This window comes from Streptomyces sp. NPDC059002 (assembly GCF_042740435.1).
Taxonomy (GTDB): domain Bacteria; phylum Actinomycetota; class Actinomycetes; order Streptomycetales; family Streptomycetaceae; genus Streptomyces.
This window is the reverse complement of record NZ_JBHYJI010000035.1, coordinates 13,875-33,830: the sequence shown is the minus strand read 5'-3', so window position 1 is coordinate 33,830 and position 19,956 is coordinate 13,875. Positions and strand designations below refer to the sequence as shown.

General features: G+C 72.3%; 17 protein-coding genes and 2 pseudogenes. 10 read left to right on the top strand and 9 right to left on the bottom strand.

Annotated elements, in window-relative coordinates:
• Positions 1-145 precede the first annotated feature (145 nt).
• The 3 genes and pseudogenes from ACFWZ2_RS27535 to ACFWZ2_RS27525 all read left to right on the top strand — a co-directional run bounded on the left by ACFWZ2_RS27535 (position 146) and on the right by ACFWZ2_RS27525 (position 2,822).
• On the top strand, positions 146-1,771 hold the full coding sequence (locus ACFWZ2_RS27535) for an MDR family MFS transporter (RefSeq protein WP_384550105.1): 1,626 nt from the start codon (positions 146-148) through the stop codon (positions 1,769-1,771).
• A gap of 111 nt (positions 1,772-1,882) precedes the next feature.
• Positions 1,883-2,326, top strand: a pseudogene (locus ACFWZ2_RS27530) (helix-turn-helix transcriptional regulator); the annotation flags it as partial.
• A 49-nt stretch (positions 2,327-2,375) separates the two neighbouring features.
• Positions 2,376-2,822, top strand: coding sequence for a VOC family protein (locus tag ACFWZ2_RS27525; protein WP_384550103.1), 447 nt, complete (start codon positions 2,376-2,378; stop codon positions 2,820-2,822).
• A gap of 59 nt (positions 2,823-2,881) precedes the next feature.
• On the opposite strand, the gene cseC is transcribed toward ACFWZ2_RS27525, so the two are convergent.
• The 5 genes from cseC to ACFWZ2_RS27500 all read right to left on the bottom strand — a co-directional run bounded on the left by cseC (position 2,882) and on the right by ACFWZ2_RS27500 (position 7,471).
• The gene (cseC, locus tag ACFWZ2_RS27520; RefSeq protein WP_384550101.1) at positions 2,882-4,246 is read right to left on the bottom strand and encodes a two-component system sensor histidine kinase CseC; all 1,365 of its coding nucleotides are present in this window, start codon (positions 4,244-4,246) and stop codon (positions 2,882-2,884) included.
• A gap of 59 nt (positions 4,247-4,305) precedes the next feature.
• Entirely contained in the window at positions 4,306-5,019 is a 714-nt protein-coding gene (cseB, locus tag ACFWZ2_RS27515) for a two-component system response regulator CseB (RefSeq protein WP_384550099.1), read from the bottom strand.
• Positions 5,020-5,095: 76 nt separating this feature from the next.
• The gene (locus tag ACFWZ2_RS27510; RefSeq protein ID WP_384550097.1) at positions 5,096-5,734 is read right to left on the bottom strand and encodes a hypothetical protein; all 639 of its coding nucleotides are present in this window, start codon (positions 5,732-5,734) and stop codon (positions 5,096-5,098) included.
• On the bottom strand, positions 5,722-6,279 hold the full coding sequence (locus tag ACFWZ2_RS27505; RefSeq protein ID WP_384550095.1) for a SigE family RNA polymerase sigma factor: 558 nt from the start codon (positions 6,277-6,279) through the stop codon (positions 5,722-5,724). The genes ACFWZ2_RS27510 and ACFWZ2_RS27505 overlap by 13 nt, the downstream gene beginning before the upstream one ends.
• 232 nt (positions 6,280-6,511) lie before the next feature.
• Complete coding sequence (locus ACFWZ2_RS27500) at positions 6,512-7,471, bottom strand: A/G-specific adenine glycosylase (RefSeq protein WP_384550093.1); 960 nt, start codon at positions 7,469-7,471, stop codon at positions 6,512-6,514.
• 132 nt (positions 7,472-7,603) lie between these two features.
• Between ACFWZ2_RS27500 and ACFWZ2_RS27495 the strand changes: the two genes are divergently transcribed.
• Both ACFWZ2_RS27495 and ACFWZ2_RS27490 read left to right on the top strand, forming a co-directional pair.
• Positions 7,604-9,202, top strand: coding sequence for a sensor histidine kinase (locus ACFWZ2_RS27495; RefSeq protein WP_384550091.1), 1,599 nt, complete (start codon positions 7,604-7,606; stop codon positions 9,200-9,202).
• A 5-nt stretch (positions 9,203-9,207) separates the two neighbouring features.
• Complete coding sequence (locus ACFWZ2_RS27490; protein WP_384550191.1) at positions 9,208-9,867, top strand: response regulator; 660 nt, start codon at positions 9,208-9,210, stop codon at positions 9,865-9,867.
• A 256-nt stretch (positions 9,868-10,123) separates the two neighbouring features.
• On the opposite strand, the pseudogene ACFWZ2_RS27485 reads toward ACFWZ2_RS27490, so the two are convergent.
• Positions 10,124-10,726, bottom strand: a pseudogene (locus ACFWZ2_RS27485) (phosphatase PAP2 family protein); the annotation flags it as partial.
• Positions 10,727-10,932: 206 nt separating this feature from the next.
• Here ACFWZ2_RS27485 and ACFWZ2_RS27480 point away from each other — a divergent pair.
• Positions 10,933-11,736, top strand: coding sequence for a hypothetical protein (locus ACFWZ2_RS27480; protein WP_384550089.1), 804 nt, complete (start codon positions 10,933-10,935; stop codon positions 11,734-11,736).
• 48 nt (positions 11,737-11,784) lie between these two features.
• Here the strand turns inward: ACFWZ2_RS27480 and disA are convergent, their stop codons facing one another.
• A complete protein-coding gene (disA, locus tag ACFWZ2_RS27475; RefSeq protein ID WP_384550087.1) occupies positions 11,785-12,909 on the bottom strand; it encodes a DNA integrity scanning diadenylate cyclase DisA in 1,125 nt (374 codons plus the stop codon).
• 100 nt (positions 12,910-13,009) lie between these two features.
• Positions 13,010-14,428: a DNA repair protein RadA gene (gene radA / locus ACFWZ2_RS27470; protein ID WP_384550086.1), complete on the bottom strand. Its 1,419-nt coding sequence runs from the start codon at positions 14,426-14,428 to the stop codon at positions 13,010-13,012.
• Positions 14,429-14,615: 187 nt separating this feature from the next.
• On the opposite strand from radA, the gene ACFWZ2_RS27465 reads away from it, so the two are divergent.
• Entirely contained in the window at positions 14,616-16,364 is a 1,749-nt protein-coding gene (locus ACFWZ2_RS27465) for a hypothetical protein (RefSeq protein ID WP_384550084.1), read from the top strand.
• Between the two features lie 84 nt (positions 16,365-16,448).
• Here ACFWZ2_RS27465 and ACFWZ2_RS27460 read toward each other — a convergent pair whose 3' ends face one another.
• Entirely contained in the window at positions 16,449-17,366 is a 918-nt protein-coding gene (locus tag ACFWZ2_RS27460) for a hypothetical protein (RefSeq protein WP_384550083.1), read from the bottom strand.
• A gap of 71 nt (positions 17,367-17,437) precedes the next feature.
• Here ACFWZ2_RS27460 and ACFWZ2_RS27455 point away from each other — a divergent pair, with 71 nt between their 5' ends.
• Genes ACFWZ2_RS27455 through ACFWZ2_RS27445 form a run of 3 tightly spaced genes read left to right on the top strand, consistent with a single transcriptional unit; the run spans position 17,438 to position 19,882 of the window.
• Positions 17,438-18,370 (top strand): Ppx/GppA family phosphatase, encoded by a 933-nt coding sequence (locus tag ACFWZ2_RS27455; RefSeq protein ID WP_384550082.1) that lies wholly within the window; start codon positions 17,438-17,440, stop codon positions 18,368-18,370.
• A 58-nt stretch (positions 18,371-18,428) separates the two neighbouring features.
• Entirely contained in the window at positions 18,429-19,253 is an 825-nt protein-coding gene (locus ACFWZ2_RS27450; RefSeq protein ID WP_384550080.1) for a sugar phosphate isomerase/epimerase family protein, read from the top strand.
• Positions 19,250-19,882 (top strand): TetR family transcriptional regulator, encoded by a 633-nt coding sequence (locus ACFWZ2_RS27445; RefSeq protein ID WP_384550079.1) that lies wholly within the window; start codon positions 19,250-19,252, stop codon positions 19,880-19,882. The genes ACFWZ2_RS27450 and ACFWZ2_RS27445 overlap by 4 nt, the downstream gene beginning before the upstream one ends.
• Positions 19,883-19,956 lie beyond the last annotated feature (74 nt).

Sequence of the window (19,956 nt, the reverse complement as noted above, 5' to 3'; positions counted from 1 at the left end):
TGCTCCTCGACTCCACTCATGCACTCACGTCGTCGTGCGTGAACTTACTTGACGCCCGGCTAGTTACGGGTCTACCTTCCCTCAGTGTAGTTACTTGCCGGGCGGCAAGTAAGTAGCAGCACGGCGACACCGGGGAGTGGTGAGCATGACGGGGACGGCTAAAGCGACACTGGAGAAAGCGGGAGCGGCGGGCGCCGCGGACGAGAGCGGGCCGCAGCCGCGCAGCGTGCGCGTCGTCCTGATGGCCCTGATGATCACGATGCTGCTCGCGATGCTCGACAACATGATCGTGAGCCCCGCGATGCCGACGATCGTCGGTGACCTCGGGGGCATGGCGCACCTGTCGTGGGTGGTCACCGCGTACACCCTGGCGACCGCCGCCTCGACTCCCATCTGGGGGAAGCTCGGCGACATGTACGGGCGCAAGGGCGCCTTCCTCACCTCCATCGTGATCTTCCTGGCCGGCTCCGCGCTCAGCGGCATGGCGCAGGACATGGGACAGCTCATCGGCTTCCGCGCGATCCAGGGACTCGGCGCGGGCGGCCTGATGGTCGGCGTCATGGCGATCATCGGTGACCTGGTGCCGCCGCGGGACCGCGGCAAGTACATGGGCATGATGACCGGCGTCATGGCGGTCGCGATGATCGGCGGCCCGCTGGTCGGCGGCACCATCACCGACCACCTCGGCTGGCGCTGGGCCTTCTACATCAACCTGCCGCTCGGCGCCGTCGCACTCGCCATGGTGACCGCCGTGCTGCACCTGCCGAAGAAGAAGGCGCAGGGGCGCATCGACTATCTGGGCGCCGCCCTGCTGACCGTCGGCATCAGCGCGCTCGTGCTCGTCACCACCTGGGGCGGCTCCGAGTACGCCTGGGGCTCGGCCGTGATCATGGAGCTCATCGGCATCGGTGTCGCCTCGCTCATCGGCTTCCTCTTCGTACAGAAGAAGGCCGCCGAGCCGATCATGCCGCTGCACATCTTCCGCAGCCGCAACTTCTCGCTGATGTCCGTGATCGGCTTCATCACCGGCTTCGTGATGTTCGGCGCGATGCTCTTCCTGCCGCTCTACCAGCAGTCGGTGCAGGGCGCGTCGGCCACCAACTCCGGGCTGCTGCTGCTTCCGCTGCTGCTCGCGATGATGGCCGTCTCGATGATCGCGGGCCGGGTCACCACGGCCACCGGCAAGTACAAGGTCTTCCCGGTCGTCGGCACCGTGCTCATGATCGTCGGGTTCTTCCTGCTCGCCCAGATGGACACGGAGACCTCGCGGTTCACCTCGGGCGTCTACATGGCCGTGCTCGGCGCAGGCATGGGCTTCCTGATGCAGATCACCATGCTGGTCGCGCAGAACAGCGTCGAGATGAAGGACATGGGCGTCGCCTCGTCCTCGGCCACGCTCTTCCGTACGCTCGGTTCCTCCTTCGGCGTCGCGATCATGGGCGCGCTCTTCAACAACCGCGTCCAGGACGTGATGTCCGAGCGGGCCGGGTCGCTCGGCAGCAAGGCCACCGAGGCGACCGCGCAGCCGAGCGCGGAGAGCCTGGCGAAGCTGCCCGAGGTGGTCAGGGACGCCTACCAGCACGCGGTGTCGGCCGGTACGCACTCGGCCTTCCTGCTGGGCGCCGCCCTCGGCGTCGCCGCGCTGATCGCCTCCTTCTTCGTGAAGGAGACGCCGCTGCGGGGCTCGGGCCCCGCCGACAAGAAGCCCGCCGGGGACGCGGACGGGGACTCCGCGCAGGCGGTCAGGGAGCCGGTTGCAGAGGCCGTCTGATCCCGACGTACCGCCCTTCCCCGGCTGACCGCGGCCCCCGGTGCTCCTGCGCACCGGGGGCCGTTGTCAGTGCCGCGTGTCAGCATCGGACGTGTGGAGAAACTGCGGCAGATGCGCCGCGCCAAGGACGCCATGGACCGCGACTGGGCCGACCCGCACCTCGACCTGGACGCGGTCGCGGCGCATGCCGGTTACTCCCGCTTCCACTTCATCCGCGCGTTCAAGGAGGTGTACGCGGAGACGCCGGGGCAGTATCTGTCGCGCCGCAGGATCGAGCGCGCACAGGACATGCTGCGTTCGGCCGATCTGTCCGTGACCGAGATCTGCATGCTCGTGGGCTTCAGCAGCGTCGGCACGTTCTCGTCGACGTTCAAGCGCCAGACGGGGCTGACCCCGAGCGAGTACCGCAGCAGGCACGTCGGCCGCGGGGCCGCGCTCATACCGGGGTGTTACGCCATGCTGTGGGCCGGCGGCTTCCCGCGAGGGACACGGGCTCCGGCGAGGGCCGCAATTCTGGAGAAGCGGACTGAGGGACCCGCTGCCTACGGTGGCAGGCAGGGCGGGTCACCGTCCCGCACCACCCCAGCGAAGCTTGGAGCACGCCATGATCAAGGGACTCGCCATCTCCACCGTCTGGGTCCTCGACCAGGACCGGGCCAAGGAGTTCTACACGGAGAAGCTGGGCCTCGAGGTCCGCACGGACATGACGATGGGCGACGGCGGCATGCGCTGGCTCACGGTCGGCGCCAAGGACCAGCCCGACGTCGAGCTCACGCTGATGGTGCCGGGCCAGCCCTCCATGGATCCGGAGTCGGCCGAGGCCATCAAGAAGCTGGTCGCCAAGGGCATCCTCGGCGCGGGCGTCCTGGTCACCGACGACATCCACGGGGACTACGAGAAGCTGTCGGCGCGCGGCGTCGAGTTCCTCCAGGAGCCGCAGGAGCGTCCGTACGGCATCGAGGCGCTCTTCCGCGACGACTCGGGGAACTGGTTCTCGTTCACGCAGCGCCGCGAGGGCGGGCTCGACCTGGACAAGGACTGGGCCTGCTGACGTCCGCGACGGGACCGGTCAGGGCCTGTTCCTGACCGGGGACCCAGGGATCCCGGCGCTCACAGGTTGTCCGGCAGCTGCAGCATCGGGAAGCTGCCCGTGTTCGTCGGCGCGTGCTCCGGCAGCCACAGGACGGCGACCGCGCCCTCCGCGGGCTGCTCGGGGGCGGTGCCCGCGGGGCGTACGTTGCGGAAGGTCAGCCGGGCGCCGAGCACCCGCGCCTGCCCCGCCGCGATCGTCAGGCCCAGGCCGTGGCCGTGGCCCGCCCGGTCCGTGCTGCCGGTGCGGAAGCGGCTCGGTCCCTCGTCGAGGAGCGCCTCGGGGAAGCCGGGCCCGTGGTCGCGCACCCGGATCACCCGGCCCTCGACGCTGACCTCGATGGGCGGCTTGCCGTGCTTGGCGGCGTTGGCGACGAGGTTGCCGAGGATGCGCTCCAGGCGGCGCGGGTCGGTGGTGACCTCCGACTCGTGCACCACCGTCACGGACACCTCCGTGTTGAGGGCCGCCATCCGCCGGGAGACGAACTCGCCGAGCGTGATGTCCTGCAGTTCGGCCCGCTCGGCCGCCGAGTCGAGGCGGGCCACTTCCAGGACGTCCTCGACGAGGGTGCGCATGGCCTGCGCGCGGTCCTTGACCAGCTCGCTCGGCCGTCCCGGCGGCAGCAGCTCGGCCGCCGTGAGCAGCCCCGTCACCGGCGTACGCAGCTCGTGCGCGATGTCCGCGGTGACCCGCCGCTCGGCTTCCAGGCGCTGCTTCAGGGCGTCGGCCATGGCGTCCACGGCGCTCGCCAGGTCGTCGGTCTCGTCCTTGACCACGCCGCCGATGGCGTCGCGGACACTCACGTCCGTCTGGCCCTGGGCGACCTCGCTCGCGGCCGCCGCGGCCTTGCGCAGCCGCCGCGACAGCTGACCGCCGATCAGCACGCCGACCGCGCAGCCGCCGAAGACGACCGCGATCGAGCCGATGACCAGGGCCTGGTCGAGGTCCTTCATGACGGTGGCGCTGCGGTCGGTGAAGCGGGAGTGCAGCGAGAGGACGTGCCCGTCGGCCAGCGGTACGGCGGCCCAGATGTCGGGCACGCCGTCGGGCTTCTCCTCGACGAAGGTGGCGCGGCGGCCCTTGAGGACCTTCTGCCGCAGTTCCTGGGGCAGCTCGGGGTCGTCGACCTTCGTGCCGAACTGGAGGGTCTGCCGCTGGGACGCGGAGTACAGGCGCAGCGCGAACTGGATGCGCTCGTCCTGCACGTCGCGCGCGTTGTCGAGCATCGAGACCCGCGCCGCGTTGTGCACGACCAGGCTCAGGGCCACCGCGACGAGCGCGCCGACCAGTGCGATCGCCGCGGTGATCTTCCAGCGCACGCCGGTGCGCAGGCTGGACCGGAACACCGTGCGGACGCGCTCGGCCGCTCTGCGTCCCGTGTTCATATGTGCCGTCCCCCGAGTCCCCTGAAGTGCCGCGGCAGGTCCTTCGTCACGTGTGCCGCTCACGCCTTGAGCTTGTAGCCGAAGCCGCGGACCGTCTCGATGCGGTCCTGCCCGACCTTCGTACGCAGCCGCTGGACGTGGACGTCGACGACGCGGGTGTCGCCGCCCCAGCCGTAGTCCCACACGCGCTCCAGGAGCTTGTCGCGGGACAGGACCGTGCCGGGCGCGGACGAGAACTCCAGGAGCAGGCGCATCTCGGTCGGCGTCAGCGCCACCGGCGCGCCGTCCCTGCGCACCTCCATGCCGATCGTGTCGATCTCCAGGTCGCCGAAGTGCAGCACGCCGCCGTCGGCACCGGAGTCGTCGTCGGCGCCGGACGCCGCCGCGCCCTGACCGCCCGCGTGCCCGAAGCGGCGCAGGACGGCGCGGATGCGGGCGACCAGGACGGCGCCGTCGAAGGGCTTGGTCACGTAGTCGTCGGCGCCGGCCTCCAGGCCGAGCACGACGTCGATGGAGTCGGCGCGCGCCGACAGCATGATCACCGGGACGGTGGATTCCTCGCGGATGCGGCGGCACAGCGAGACGCCGTCCATGCCCGGGACCATCACGTCGAGCAGCGCGATGTCCGGCTGGTTCGCGCGGAACGCCTCGAGGCCCGCGAGGCCGTCGGGCATGGCGGTCACCGCGAAGCCGTCGCGCTCCAGGGCGAGCTGGGTGGCCTCGCGGATGACGTCGTCGTCCTCGACGAACAGGACGTGGGTCTGCTCTGCCATCGGATGCTCTCAGTCCTTCTCGGTGCGTTTCTCGTGCTTGCGGGGCCGGCCGGTCCGCCGGCCTTCCTGGGGCCGGTCAGTCCACGTACGGTGCGGTCGGCCCGGCGCCCACCGAGTTGTTGAAGTCGCTTCGGGTGCGTTGCGTCTCGGTGAAGCGGTTCGACGACCAGTGGTACGTGATCACTTCCTCGCCCGAGGGGTAGGCCACGTCGTCGCCCTTCTCGTACAGCTGCTTCGTCACGACGAGGTCGCCCCTGTCGATCTCCGCGTAGACGGAGGCGGGCTCCTCGGCACTGAAGACATTCTCGTACTTATCGCCCTGGGCGCGATACACGTAGCTGCCGATGCCGACGGAGTCGGCGCAGGTCTGGACGTTCACCACGACGTCGGAGGAGGGCCCTCCGGTCAGGTTCCCGTACGTCACGGTGATCGGGTAGGAGTTCCCGGTGCACGGCTTCAGGTCCCGCTTGATGGACTGGCTGACCTTCGGGTCGTTCTTGACCAGGCGCACCGCGTCGATCTTCTTCGTCGGCACCGATGCCGACGGGGACGGCGACGCCGAGACCACCGGCTCGCTGCGCGCGGGACCCTCGTCCCGTGCGCCCGCGCCGCCCGTGGAGCAGGCGGTCAGGGAAAGGCCGACGGCGGCGAGCACGGTCACCACCGTGCTCGCCGCCTTCAGGCTTCGTCTGGCCTCAGGGCCTAGGCCGCGCAACGCTCCCGCTCCTCACGTTCGAACGCGCGGGCAGCGGGCCCTGCCGACTCATCGGCGGCCCGGCTCTCCAGTTCCTGGCGGAGCCGGGCGAGTGCCCGGTGCAGCGTGCTCTTGACCGTTCCGGCCGACATGCCGAGCGCGGCGGCCGTCTCCTCTGTGGACATCTGCTCCCAGTGTCGCAGCACGACCACGCTGCGCTGCTTGGGTGCGAGGACCTTCATGATGTCCATCAGCAGGGCGCGGTCGGCGTGCTGCTCGGTGGAGTCTTCCACGCTCGCGTCCGGGAGCTGCTCGGTGGGCACCTCTTCGAGCTTGCGGGCCCGCCACCACTCCGTACGCGTGTTGATCATGACGCGGCGCAGATAGGCGTCCGCGAGGCGCTTGTCGGCTATGCCGTCCCAGCGGCCGTACGTCCGCACGAGCGCGGTCTGCAGCAGGTCCTGCGCGTCCACGGGGTCGGGAACCAGGCGCCGGGCACTGCGCAGCAGGGCGTCCTGCCGAGTGCGGACGTACTCTTCGAACTCGAGCACCTCGCCGTGCGCCATATCCAACCGCCTCCGTTCCGTCCCCAATGCGTGACCGCGGTCCTTGCTCTTGCGGTACGCCAATGAAGCTACGGAGGCGTTGTCACGAGGTTGTGCGGAGCAGCCAGCGGCGGGCGCACGGCTGTACGTCGGTTGTGTAACAGAAGTAGGTCCGGCGTAAAGGCGACCGTTAAACCGCAGGTAGGGCGGGGTGTGACGGGATCTTTGGGGCGTTACACGGGTCTTTTGGCCGTTATGTGAGCGGCAGCCGGTAGTGGCCGTCGGCCAGCGGCTCCACCAGGCCGTCGGCGACCAGACCGTCCAGCGCGCGGGCCCGCTGCACCGGCTCGTCCCACACCCGGTCGAGCGCGGCCTGCGGCACCGGCGCGACGGCCTCGCGCAGCACGGCGAGCAGCTTGCCGCGCACCTGGCGGTCCGTCCCCGCGTACGTCTGGCCGCGCCGGGCGGGACCCTCGTGCGCGGGCTTGCCCGCAGCGCGCCAGGCGCACTGGGCGGCGATCGGGCACTTCGCGCAGTTCTCGTTCTTGGCGGTGCAGACGAGCGCGCCGAGCTCCATGGAGGCGGCGGCCCAGCGGGACGCGGTCCGCTCGTCCTCGGGCAGCAGGGCGCGGGCCAGCTTGCGCTCGGCGGCCGTGGTGGCGTTCGGCGGGTACTGCACACCGGTCACGGCGCGCGCGAAGACCCGCCGCACGTTCGTGTCGAGCACGGCATGCCGCTGGCCGTACGCGAAGGAGGCCACGGCGGCCGCCGTGTACTCCCCGATGCCGGGCAGCGCGAGCAGCTGGGCGTGCAGCGTGGGGACGTCGCCGCCGTGCCGCTCCGTTATGGCGGTGGCCGCGCCGTGCAGCCGCAGGGCGCGGCGCGGATAGCCGAGCCGGCCCCAGGCGCGGACGGCCTCGCCGGGCGCCTCCTTGGCCAGGTCGGCGGGGCGGGGCCAGCGGGCGAGCCACTGCTCGTACACGGGCAGGACCCGGCTGACGGGCGTCTGCTGGAGCATGAACTCGCTGACCATCACGCCCCACGGCCCGGCGTCGGGACGCCGCCACGGCAGATCGCGCGCGTGGGCGTCGAACCAGGCGATGACGGGGCTGTGCAGGGTCTCGCCACCGGCGTCGGGGGCGGCCCCCGAGGCGGGCTCCGGAGCGGATTCCGGGGCGGGGGCGTTCGGCATGGGCTTCGTGGGCGCAGTCATGGCAGGTCCGATCCTGCCACGGGGGTGGCGCGGGACGACACAACCGCGCGGCTCACCGGAGGGTTTCGCGGCGGCGGGTACCTGACGATCGGCAGGGGCGCGCGGGCGGCGGGGGACAGTAGCGTCGACGAGGTGAACAGACGTACCGGGGACGCGCTCCTCGCGGTGGCACTCGCCGTGCCGGTCGTGTCCGTGGACCGGCTCGGCGTGAACGAGCCGCGATCCCCGCTCCAGCAGCTGGCCGGGCTCGCCGTCGTCGTCTGCGCCGTCGCCGTCTGCAGGACCAGGCCGCTGCTCGCGTTCCTGCTCGCCGCGGCGCTCGGCCTCGCCACCGCCTCCTCCCTCTTCACGCTCTCCTACGGCCCCGCCTTCGCCGTCCTCGCGCTCCTCCTCGGCCGCCGCGCGGACCGCGCACGGCCCGCCCTGCTCGCCTTCGCGGCCATCGCGGTGGCCGGCACGGCCAAGATCGCCGTACGGGACGTGGACCCCGTCGTCGAATGGCTCGTCCTGATGGGGACGCTGGTGTTCGGCGCGGTCTTCCCCTGGCTCGCGGGCCGCTACTGGCGCCAGGGGCGCGAGCTGGCCGCCGCGGGCTGGGCCAGGGCCGACCAGCTGGAGCGCGAGCAGCGCATCGTCGCCGACCGGGCGCGGCTGCGGGAACGGGCCAGGATCGCCCAGGACATGCACGACTCCCTGGGCCACGAACTGAGCCTGATCGCCGTCCGCGCGGGCGCGCTCCAGGTCGCCCCCGGCCTGGAACGGCAGCACCGCGACGCCGTCGCCGAGCTCCGCGCGGCCGCGTCGGACGCCACCGACCGGCTGCACGGGATCATCGGCGTACTCCGCGACGACGGCGACGAACAAGCCCCGCTGGCGCCCGCGGGCGAAAGCGTCGCGGCCCTTGTCGCCCGCGCGGCGGAGTCAGGCCTGAAGATCACGTACGACGACGGAAGGGCGGCCGACGACCACGCCGACGAGCAGGGTGAGGCGCGCGGCGGCGAGTTGACCGGGCGCACCGTGCACCGCGTCGTCCAGGAGGCCCTGACCAACGCGGCCAAGCACGCGCCGGGCGCCCATGTCACCGTCCGGGTCACGCACGACGCCGACACGACGACGGTCACCGTCACCAACGGCCGCCCCCTCGAAGCGGGTTCGGCGCACGGCGGCACCCCCCTGTCCGGCGGCGGCTCGGGCCTGCGCGGGCTGCGCGCCCGCGTCACCGACCTCGGCGGCACCCTGGAAGCGGGCCCGCACGGCCCCGGCTTCCGGATCTCCGCCCGCCTCCCCGCCCAGGGCATCGACCCCGCGGCCCCGCACTCCGGCGCCCTCCTCGCGCACGCGCGCCGCCGCACCCTGCTGGCGTTCGGCGCCGCCGTCGTGACGGGTGTGCTGCTCGTCGGGGGGACCTTCGGCTGGTACGCGTACTCCCGTACGCACTCGGTCCTCGACCCCGCCGACTACGCCGGGCTGCGCATCGGCGAGAGCCGCGCCGACGCCGCCCGGGTGCTGCCGGACCGGACCGTCTCCGACCCGCCCCTGGAGCGCGCGCCGAGCCCGCCGCCCGCGGGGGCCGACTGCTCCTACTACCGCGCGGACGGCGAACTCTTCACCGCCGTGCCGCACTTCAGGCTCTGCTTCGGCAAGGACGACCGTCTCGTGGACAAGGCCGTGATCCCCACGGCGAGCGAGACCGACGAGATCCGTGAGGAAGAGAAGGAGTGGGTGCGGTGAACCAGGTGATCCGGGTCCTGCTGGCCGACGACGAGGCCATGATCCGGGCGGGCGTGCGCGCCATCCTCGCCGCGGGCCACGACATCGAGGTCGTCGCGGAGGCCGCCGACGGCCGCGAGGCCGTGACCCTCGTGCAGGCCCACCGGCCGGACGTGGCGCTGCTCGACATCCGCATGCCGCGCCTCGACGGGCTCGCCGCGGGCGAGGAGATCGTCCGTACGGTGCCGGGGACCGCGGTCGCCATGCTGACGACGTTCTCCGAGGACGCCTACATCGCACGGGCGTTGAGCGGCGGGGCCACCGGCTTCCTGCTGAAGTCCGGCGACCCGCACGAACTCATCGCGGGCGTACGGGCGGTGGCGGGCGGCGCCGCGTTCCTCTCGCCCAAGGTCGCGCGGCACGTCATCGACGGCTTCGGCGCGCGGCGGATGGGCCGCGGCGCCACCGCGCGGGCCCGCGTCGCGGTCCTCGCCCCGCGCGAACGCGAGGTGCTCGGCCTGGTCGGCGCGGGCCTCTCCAACCCGGAGATCGCGGCCAGGCTGTGCCTCGTGGAGGGCACCGTCAAGGCGTATGTGAGCGCGGTCCTCGACCGGTTGGAGGTCAAGAACCGCGTCCAGGCCGCGATCGTCGCGTACGAAGCGGGGCTCGTGCCCGAAGCGGACTGAGCCCCGCCGCGTCGCCCGTGACTCAGTGGCCGTGCCGGCGCGGATCGTGGCGCGGCAGGGCCATGGTGGGGTTGTCGTGCGGCGGCTCGTGGGGGGCGGGGGCGTCGGCCGGGGGCGTCCAGGCGGTGGGCTGCTGGTGGGGGTGCGGGGCGTACGGCTGCTGGTGGTGCGGGGCGTGCGGGGGCGTGCCGTGCGGGGGCGTGCCCTGCGCCGTCGCGCTGTGCCGCCCGCGCTGGCCCGTCGTGTCGTACGCGGCCGGGCCCGGGCCCGCGAACCACCGCACGATTCCCGCGGACGAGCCGCGCATGGCGTCGACGATCCGGGCCGTGGGGCGGGTGGCGATCCGTACGAGCAGGAACGCGAGGACCGCGCCGAGCACCAGACCGACCGCCACGTCGTGCGGGTAGTGCACGCCGACGAAGACCCGCGAGAACGCCATGAGCACGGCCATCGGGACCGTCAGCGCGGCGATCCGCGGCCAGGCGAGCGCGAGACCGATGGCCGCGGCGCCCGCGATCGTGGAGTGGTTGCTGGGGAAGGACCAGTCGCCGTGCGGCGGGCACTCGACGAGCGGCGTCAGCGCGCCCGACACCGCCCGGCAGGGGCGCTCCTCGTCGATCACGGACTTGAGCAACTCGCTGCACACATAGGCCACCGCGGTGACCAGGGGAGCGAGCACCGCGATCGCCACGGCGCGGGAGTCCCCGCTCCTGGCCCGCCACCAGGCGACGATGAAGAGCACGCCGAAGAGCAGCAGCCCGAGTTCCGTCCACACCTCCGCCAGGTGCTGGAACCACGACGGGGTGTCGTGGGCGAACTCGGTGATATCGCGGTAGAGATCGTCGGTCATGGTGTCCATGATTACGGACGGTACGGAGTGCGGCCGAATCGTCACATCTGGCGATCGACCCGTCACGACCCCTGCCGATGGACAGGGGTCGGGGCGGCGCGGAGGCCGGTGCGCGAGGGTGTAAGGGGCGACTCCGGGATGATGATCCGCAAACTTTGTGGTTCAGGGCGGCGGGTGGGGCAGGACAAGTGCCGGATCTCTCGTAAGGTTTGGGCGTGGGATCTCTGCGCAATCCGGTCGGGCCGCTTCCCTCCACCATCTACTGGCGTCGGAGGGCCGTTCTGCTGTCCGTACTCGGACTGCTCGTGCTGCTCGTCGTCTGGGTGGTCACCTCAGGGGGCGGAGGCAAGAAGACCGGGGCCGACGGCCCGGGCGGCAACGGCCCCGCCACGTCCATCACGCCAGGCCCCTCCGGTTCCGGGCCCGCGATCAGTGAACACCCGGGCGGGCGGGACGAGTCGGACGACGGTTCCGACGAGGGGTCAGGTTCCGGGTCCGGCGGTTCCGGCTCCGGGTCGGACTCGGGTTCCGGTGGCTCGGGCGGCGCGGGCGGCTCCGACGACGGCGCCAAGGGCGGCGGCGGGTCCGGCGACCGGCTGCCCGCCGGTTCGCGGCTGCCGAACTGCACCGGTGGTGACGTGAAGTTGAAGGTGCGCAGCGTCCAGAACACGTACGAGATCGGCGAGAAGCCGAAGTTCGAGCTGATCGCCGAGAACAGCGGGAGCGAGGCCTGCAAGCTCGATCTCGGCGGCAAGGGCACTGTGCTGACGATCACTCAGGCCAGCGGCGACAAGGAGTTCTGGTCCTCCGACGACTGCCCGCCCGGCGGCGGCAGCCTGCTGCTGCGGGTGCCCGCGGACGGCCGGGTCACGCACGCCGTCGAGTGGGACCGCCGGGCCAGCGCCCCGCAGTGCGCCACGCCTTCGGCGGGAGAGGCGGGCCCCGGCACCTACCTCGTCGAGGCGAAGGCGGCGGGGCTTGGAGCGGCGCGGGCGTCGTTCGTCCTCGAGAAGGACTAGGGCCTGAAGGTCTAGGGCCTGAAGGGCCAGGCCCTAAAGGGCTGGGCCCTAGACGTAGCGCTCCAGGATGGACGATTCCGCGAGGCGGGACAGGCCCTCGCGGACGCTGCGGGCGCGGGCCTCGCCGACGCCGTCGACCGTCTGGAGGTCGTCGACGCTCGCGGCGAGCAGCTTCTGCAGGCCGCCGAAGTGTTCGACGAGGCGGTCGATGATGGCCCCGGGCAGCCGGGGGACCTTGGCGAGGAGGCGGAAGCCCCGCGGGGAGACCGCGGAGTCCAGCGCCTCGGGGGAGCCGGTGTACCCCAATGCCCGTGCCACCGTGGGCAGTTCGAGCAGCTCCGCGTGGGTGAGCGAGTCGAGTTCGGCGAGGGCCTCGTCGACCGTGCGGGAGCGCTTGGCGGTCGGCTCGGGCACATAGTCCCTGACGACCAGCTCGCGCTCGGGCTCCACGCCCGCGATGAGCTCGTCGAGCTGGAGGGCGAGAAGGCGGCCGTCGGTGCCGAGCTCGACCACGTACTCGGCGATCTCCGTCGCGATGCGCCGGACCATTTCGAGGCGCTGGGCGACGGCCGTGACGTCCCGGACCGTCACCAAGTCCTCGATCTCCAGGGCGGAGAGCGTGCCCGCGACCTCGTCGAGGCGGAGCTTGTACCGCTCCAGGGTGGCGAGCGCCTGGTTCGCGCGGGACAGGATCGCCGCCGAGTCCTCGAGGACGCGGCGCTGCCCGTCCACGTAGAGAGCGATCAGCCGCATCGACTGGGACACCGAGACGACGGGGAAGCCGACCTGCTTGCTGACCCGGTCCGCCGTGCGGTGCCGCGTGCCCGTCTCCTCCGTGGGGATCGTCGGGTCCGGCACCAACTGCACGCCGGCGCGCAGGATCTTGGTGATGTCCTTGTCGAGGACGATGCCCCCGTCGAGCTTGCACAGTTCGCGCAGGCGCGTCGCCGTGAACTCGACGTCCAGGATGAAGCCGCCCGTGCACATCGACTCGACGGTCTTGTCCCAGCCGAGGACGATCAAGCCGCCGGTGTTGCCGCGGAGGATGCGCTCGAGGCCGTCGCGCAGTGCCTGGCCGGGCGCGACAGCGCTCAGGGAGGCGCGCATCAGCCCATCGGCACCGGAGCTTCCGCCGGGCTTGCCGGGGTTCGCTGCCCGGTCGTTGGCTGCCACTGCACTCCCTCGGTCGCAGGTTGTCCAAGCCTCTGCCGCACGCTTGCCTCGTACGGAACGACGCCTTGCTTCGTACGGATGGGCGAGACCAGGGCAAAGTCTACCGGCGCTCTTCCTCCTCCCGTGGGGCGTCTCGGCGACGGGACCTCGGAAGGACACGCAGGGCGTCCCCCATGTCGGCGACTTCGATGACCTTCATACCAGCGGGGATCTTCCCGGGATCGGACGGTACGAGGGCGTGGGTGAAGCCGAGCCGGTGTGCCTCGGCCAGTCTGCGCTGGACGCCCGTGACCCGTCTGACCTCGCCCGCCAGGCCCACTTCTCCGATCGCGACGAGATTCTTGGGCAGCGGGGTGTCGCTCGCGGCGCTGGCGAGCGCGAGCGCCACGGCGAGGTCCGCGGCGGGTTCGGAGAGCTTCACGCCGCCGACCGTCGCGCTGTAGATGTCCCGCTTGCCGAGGGCGGTGATCCGGCCGCGCTGCTCCAGGACGGCCAGCATCATCGATACGCGGGAGGTCTCCAGGCCGGACGTGGTGCGGCGGGGGCTGGGGATCTGCGAGTCGACGGTGAGCGCCTGGACCTCGGCGACCAGGGGGCGGCGGCCTTCCAGGGTGACGGTCAGACAGGTGCCGGGGACGGGCTCGGCGCGGCGGGTGAGGAAGAGGCCGCTGGGGTCGGCGAGGCCGGTGATGCCCTCGTCGTGCAGCTCGAAGCAGCCGACCTCGTCCGTCGTCCCGTACCGGTTCTTGACGCCGCGGACGAGGCGCAGGCGCGCGTGCCGGTCGCCCTCGAACTGCAGGACCACGTCGACGAGATGCTCCAGGAGGCGGGGGCCCGCGATCGCGCCGTCCTTGGTGACGTGGCCGACCAGGAGCGTGGACATGCCGCGCTCCTTGGAGGCGCGGATCAGGGCGCCCGCGACCTCGCGGACCTGGGCCATGCCGCCCGGCGCCCCGTCGATCTCCGGGGACGCCACCGTCTGCACCGAGTCGAGGATCAGGAGCGAGGGCTTGACCGCGTCCAAGTGGCCGAGGACGGCGGCCAGATCGGTCTCCGCCGCCAGATACAGATGGTCGTCGATGGCGCCGATGCGGTCGGCGCGCAGCCGGACCTGGCTCGCGGACTCCTCGCCGGTCACATAGAGCGTGCGGTGGTCGTCGCTCGCCGCCTTGGCCGCGACGTCCAGGAGCAGCGTGGACTTGCCGACGCCCGGCTCGCCCGCGAGCAGCACCACGGCGCCGGGGACCAGGCCGCCGCCGAGCACGCGGTCCAGCTCGGGCACGCCGGTGGAGCGGGCGGTGGCCTGACGGCCGTCGACCTCGCCGATCGGGACGGCGGACGAGGTGACCCGGCCGGGGGCGGTGGTACGGACCGCGGGCGCGCCGTACTCCTCGACCGTGCCCCATGCCTGGCATTCGGGGCAGCGGCCGAGCCACTTGGCCGTCTGCCAGCCGCACTCGGTGCAGCGGTAGGACGGGCGTTGCTTCCCGGTGTTCCCGGATTTCGTACGGGCAGCCATGGTCGAAACCGTAGCCGAGCCCACTGACAACGCGGCCCGTCCTCCGTACCGATCGCCCCGCGTACGAGCCAAGGCCACGGAATGAAGGGTTCCTGTCCCCTTTTGAGGGATCTGTTCACCCGTAAGGATTAAATGTGCTCAAGAGGGAGGAAGGGGCCTGCATCATCCGCCTAACTTCGCACGGGTGATGAGCAGCAGGCCGGAAACCCCCACGAACACAACCGGCGCACACCGGGCGCACCGTGACGCGCGCAAGCGCGTCGTGCCCCGTCCCGCGCCCCGGACGACTCCGCCCGCGCGCTACGAGCCGTGTCTGGACGGCCTGTTCACGTACTGCCTTTCGGTCCTGTGCGATCACGACGCGGCGACCGCCGCCCTGGGGGACGTGCTGCACCTCGCCGAGCGCAGAGGCTCGCGCGGCCCCGACTCCGACGGCGAGCTGCGGGCCTGGCTCTACGCCCTGGCGCGCTGGGTCTGTCTGCGCAGGCTCGCCGAGGCCAAGCGGAAGCGACAGGGCACACACGCCGCCGGAGCGGGCACATCGCGCTCCGGCGCGTCCCGTTCCGCGAAGACCGATCCGCGCGCCCCCAAGGCCACCGACCCCGCCCCCCTCTCGGAGGACGCGGAGCGGCACCGCCGCCGCGAACTCGCCCAGCTGGCCTGGCCGGAGGCCGCGGGCACCACCCCCGAGCAGCGCGAGGCGCTCGAACTGGCCGTGCGCCACCAGCTCACGCCCGCCGAGGTCGCCGCCGTCCTCGGCCTCGACCTCGCCGCGGCCCGCGGCCTGCTCGCCTCCGCCGCCTGCGAGGTGGAGCGCACCCGCGCCGCCCTCGCCGTCGTGGAGACCGGCAGCTGCCCCATCGTGGCCCGCCTCACCGGCGACAATCAGCTGCTGCTCGGCACGGCCCTGCGCCGGGAGCTCGTCCGGCACGTCGACGACTGCCCGCGCTGTCGCCGCACCGCCGAGCGCGCCGGAGCGGGCACCTGGCCCGGCACGGCCGTCACACCCGCCGCGCTGCCCGTCGTCGAGGCCCCGCGACCGGCCCTCCACGTGGCGATGGCGCACGTCCCACGCGCGCGTGGCGGCGGCCCGCGCTACGACCGGCGCGGATTCCCGATGGACCCCAAGGACCACGCCGCGCGCCGCGACCGGCTGCGCGCGCGTGCCGTCACCACGACCGTCGTCGCCACCGTCGTGGCCGCCCCGGTGCTCGCCCTCTGGGCCGCCTACCGCGGGGCGCCGCTGACCGGCGAGGGCCACGACGGACGCTCGGTCACCGCGAGCGAGGCGGACGGAGCGGGCGGCCTCGGCGGCGACCGGGCGCGCGGCTACGAGAACGCGGGCAACGCCCGTACGGGACCGGACTCCCGCTTCACCGCGGGCAGCCGCTCACCCGATGTCTCCGTAGAGGTCATCAGCGGCGGAGGCGCTCCCTCCCGGTCGTCCACGGGCCCGGGGCGGCTCACCGTGGAGGCCCAGCCCAGTGGTGACACGACCCTCATCACGCTGACGGCGTCCGGTGGTTCACCGGTCCACTGGTCGGCGAGCGAGGGCGCGTCCTGGCTCTATCTGAGCCGCTCGTCGGGAACGCTCGCACCGGGGGAGTCGTTCACGATCCAGGTGTACGTCGACCATGCGCGTGAGCCCGCGGGGCACTGGCGGGCGCGGGTGTCCGTCGCCCCCTCGGGGGCGGTGATCTCCATCGACGGGTTCGGGGACGGGGGGCTGCCGCCCGGGCGTCCGGAGCCTCGGCCTACGCCTACGTCCAGTGATCCGGGGCCGTCTGACCCCGGGCCCGATCCGACGCCGACGCCCACGCCGTCCGACCCGACGCCGACTTCCTCCGCACCGGACCCGACGCCCACTCCGTCGGACCCTGCCCCGTCCGACTCGTCTCCGCCGCCGGGGGATGGCGGGGAGCCGAGTCCGAGCTGAGCACCGTGTTGGTTGAGCGGGTCTGTAGCTGCTGCGCCGCTGGGGCTGGTCGCGCAGTTCCCCGCGCCCCTGACGGGGCTCGCCCTACCGCGCCGGATCCGCCGGGTGCGGGGCCAGCAGCGGGAGTTGGGACGCCAGACGTTCCTCGCAGAGTTCGACCAGGCGGTCGTAGCCCTTCTTGCCCATCAGTTCGATCAGCTCGGGGCGGTAGGAGACGTACACGGGGTCGCCCGCGCCGTGCGCCGACGTCGCCGAGGTGCACCACCAGTGCAGGTCGTGGCCCCCGGGACCCCAGCCCCTTCGGTCGTACTCGCCGATCGACACCTGGAGCACACGCGTGTCGTCGGGCCTGTCGATCCAGTCGTACGTCCGTCGCACCGGCAGCTGCCAGCAGACGTCCGGCTTCGTCTCCAGCGGCTCGCGGCCCTCCCGCAGCGCCAGGATGTGCAGCGAGCAGCCCGCGCCACCGGCGAACCCGGGGCGGTTCTGGAAGATGCACGAGCCCTTGTACGGACGGGTCTGGCGGTCGCCGTCCTCGTCCGTGGAGACCCAGCCCGACTCCCTGCCGACGTCGTGGTGCTGCCAGATGTCGGGCGTGAGCCGCTCGACGTACCCGGCGACGCGCTTCTCGTCGTCCTCGTCGGAGAAGTGCGCGCCCAGCGTGCAGCAGCCGTCGTCGGCGCGGCCCGCCTGGATGCCCTGGCAGCCGCTTCCGAAGATGCAGGTCCAGCGAGAGGTCAGCCATGTCAGATCGCACCGGAAGACCTGTTCGTCGTCCGCGGGATCAGGGAACTCCACCCAGGCCCGGGCGAAGTCCAGACCCTTCTCGTCAGGCTCGGGCCCGCCCGCCTTCGCCTGCTGCTTCCCCTGCTTTCCCTGCTGCACGGGCGACTCCGGCTTCCCCTGCTTCTTCTGCTTCTTCGGCTTCTCCGACCCGGACGGCTTCGTCGACGGCTTCCCCGACTTCGATTTGTCGGTCTTCGCCTTTTTCGTCTTTGGCACGACTCCAGGGTATGCGGGTGGTGGACCGCCCGAAGACCGCCGACGGCCCCACGCGGCGTAGCGTTCCGTATATGAGACTCGGTGTCCTCGACGTGGGGTCGAACACGGTGCATCTGCTCGTGGTCGACGCCCACCCCGGCGCGCGCCCCCTGCCCGCGCACTCCCACAAGGCCGATCTGCGCCTGGCACAACTCCTCGACCCGGCAGGGGCGATCGGCACGGACGGCGTCGACCGGCTGGTCGCCACCGTGCGCGAGGCGATGGAGGCCGCCGAGGACAAGGGCGTGGAGGAGGTCCTTCCGTTCGCCACCTCCGCGGTGCGCGAGGCCAGCAACGCCGACGAGGTGCTCGCCCGCGTCAGGGACGAGACGGGCGTCGACCTGAAGGTCCTCTCCGGCGAGGAGGAGGCCAAGCTGACCTTCCTCGCCGTACGGCGCTGGTTCGGCTGGTCCGCGGGCAAGCTGCTCGTCCTCGACATCGGCGGCGGCTCCCTGGAGATCGCGTACGGCATCGACGAGGAGCCCGACGCCGCGGTCAGCCTGCCGCTCGGCGCGGGCCGGCTCACCGCCGCCTGGTTCCGGCAGGACCCGCCGGACCCCTCCGACGTGAAGGCGCTGCGGCGGCACGCGCGGGCCCAGATCGCCCGCACCGTGGGGGAGTTCAGCCGTTTCGGCAGCCCTGACCACGTGGTGGCGACGTCGAAGACGTTCAAGCAGCTCGCCCGGCTTGCGGGGGCGGCCCGCTCGGCGGAGGGCCTCTACGTACAGCGGGAGCTGAAGCGGAAGTCCCTGGAGGACTGGGTGCCGCAGCTCGCCGCGATGAGCGAGCAGGAGCGCGCGGAGCTGCCCGGCGTCTCGGACGGGCGGGCCGGACAGCTGCTCGCCGGGGCGCTCGTCGCGGAGGGCGCGATGGACCTCTTCGGCGTCGAGACGCTGGAGATCTGCCCGTGGGCGCTGCGCGAGGGCGTGATCCTGCGCAGGCTCGACCACCTTCCGGCCTCGTGAGAGGACCCGTGTGAGGCCACCTCCCCGGCGCCGATGCGGGGCCCGTACGCTGTCCCTCGTGGCAGAACCAGTGGTGCGCATCCCGGATGCGAAGGTCGCCCTGTCGACGGCCTCGGTCTATCCGGAGTCGACGGCGACGGCCTTCGAGATAGCGGCACGCCTGGGCTACGACGGCGTCGAGGTCATGGTGTGGACCGATCCGGTCAGCCAGGACATCGAGGCCCTGCGCCGCCTGAGCGACTACCACCAGATCCCGATCCTGGCCGTCCACGCGCCATGTCTGCTGATCACGCAGCGCGTGTGGTCCACGGACCCCTGGGTGAAGCTGCAGCGCGCGAAGGCCGCCGCCGAGAAGCTCGACGCGTCGACGGTGGTCGTGCACCCGCCCTTCCGCTGGCAGCGGCAGTACGCGCGCGACTTCGTCGACGGAATCTGGCGGATGGCGGACGAGACCGACGTGCGCTTCGCCGTCGAGAACATGTATCCGTGGCGCTACCGCGACCGCGAGATGCTCGCGTACGCCCCCGACTGGGACGTCACCAAGGACGACTACCGCCACTTCACCGTCGACCTCTCGCACACCGCGACCGCCCGTACGGACGCGATGGACATGATCGACCGCATGGGCGACCGGCTCGGCCACATCCACCTCGCCGACGGCAAGGGCTCCGCCAAGGACGAGCACCTGGTCCCGGGGCGCGGCAACCAGCCGTGCGCCGAGCTCCTGGAACGCCTCGCCACGACCGGCTTCGACGGGCACGTCGTCATCGAGGTCAACACCCGGCGCGCGATGTCCAGCGCCGAACGTGAGGCCGACCTCGCGGAGGCGCTCGCCTTCACCCGGCTGCATCTGGCGTCGGCGGTGCAGGTGCCCCGCTCATGACCTCCGGCGCGCCGTCGGGGGACGCCGCACCGCGCCGCCGGGGGCGCCCTTCCCGTACGCAGTCGGGGTCGGGCCCCGCGACGCGCGACCGGATCCTCGACGCGGCCCGCGACGAATTCTCCGAGCGGGGGTACGAGAAGACCTCCGTGCGCGGCATCGCCAAGGCCGCCGGGGTGGACTCGGCGCTCGTGCACCACTACTTCGGCACGAAGGAACAGGTCTTCGAGGCGGCCATCACCGTCGCCTTCGCGCCCGCCCTCGAAGCGCCCGCCGCGATCGAGGAAGGACCGCTCGACGAGGTCGGCGAGCGGCTGACCCGCTTCATCTTCGGCGTCTGGGAGAACCCCGCGACGCGCGCCCCGCTGCTCGCCATCGTGCGCTCGGCCGTGACCAACGAGACCGCCGCCGCGGTCTTCCGGCGCCTGATCTCCGCCCAGCTCCTCGGCCGTATCGCGGGCCGCATCGACCTGCCGGACGCGGAGCTGCGGGCCGAGCTGGCGGCCGCGCAGCTGGTGGGTGTCGCCCTGCTGCGGTACGTGATCAAGGTCGAGCCGCTGGCGTCGGCGGGCGTGGAGCAGATCGTGGCGCGGGTGGCTCCCGTGGTGCAGGGGCATCTGACGGGGGCCTGAAAACGGGGGTCCGCGGCGCCGGGCCCCGCGGTCGCTCATCGAGACGGCCGTCCCGGCATCCGGACGGCCTGTCC

Coding starts and splice junctions, on each gene's coding strand:
- ACFWZ2_RS27535 (WP_384550105.1), top strand. CDS start 146: ATGACGGGGACGGCTAAAGCGACACTGGAGAAAGCGGGAGCGGCGGGC.
- ACFWZ2_RS27525 (WP_384550103.1), top strand. CDS start 2,376: ATGATCAAGGGACTCGCCATCTCCACCGTCTGGGTCCTCGACCAGGAC.
- cseC (WP_384550101.1), bottom strand. CDS start 4,246: ATGAACACGGGACGCAGAGCGGCCGAGCGCGTCCGCACGGTGTTCCGG.
- cseB (WP_384550099.1), bottom strand. CDS start 5,019: ATGGCAGAGCAGACCCACGTCCTGTTCGTCGAGGACGACGACGTCATC.
- ACFWZ2_RS27505 (WP_384550095.1), bottom strand. CDS start 6,279: ATGGCGCACGGCGAGGTGCTCGAGTTCGAAGAGTACGTCCGCACTCGG.
- ACFWZ2_RS27500 (WP_384550093.1), bottom strand. CDS start 7,471: ATGACTGCGCCCACGAAGCCCATGCCGAACGCCCCCGCCCCGGAATCC.
- radA (WP_384550086.1), bottom strand. CDS start 14,428: ATGGCTGCCCGTACGAAATCCGGGAACACCGGGAAGCAACGCCCGTCC.
- ACFWZ2_RS27465 (WP_384550084.1), top strand. CDS start 14,616: ATGAGCAGCAGGCCGGAAACCCCCACGAACACAACCGGCGCACACCGG.
- ACFWZ2_RS27455 (WP_384550082.1), top strand. CDS start 17,438: ATGAGACTCGGTGTCCTCGACGTGGGGTCGAACACGGTGCATCTGCTC.
- ACFWZ2_RS27445 (WP_384550079.1), top strand. CDS start 19,250: ATGACCTCCGGCGCGCCGTCGGGGGACGCCGCACCGCGCCGCCGGGGG.